Raw genomic sequence first — 279 nt, forward strand, 5'->3', positions numbered from 1 at the left:
AGCGGGTTCACGCGCTGGCCGACGCGATCGCCGCCGGGGGCGAGACCTTCGTGACGCCGACGGTCCTCCACGGGACGCATGCGCTGCGGGCGGCGTTCAGCAACTGGCGGACGGAGGAGGCGGACGTGGAGCGCGTCGTGGAAGCGGTGCTGGCGGGGGCGGCGAGGGCAGACGCCTGAGCCCTTTCGAGGCCGGAGGTGGCCGCTGCCCCGCGTGCCCCCCCCCGTCCTACCCGGAGCCTACCCGTCCTCCCTCACGTCTTCGCCCTCACTCACTTCC

It is taken from the genome of Streptomyces torulosus, assembly GCF_001419765.1.
In the GTDB taxonomy this organism is placed as follows: domain Bacteria; phylum Actinomycetota; class Actinomycetes; order Streptomycetales; family Streptomycetaceae; genus Streptomyces; species Streptomyces torulosus.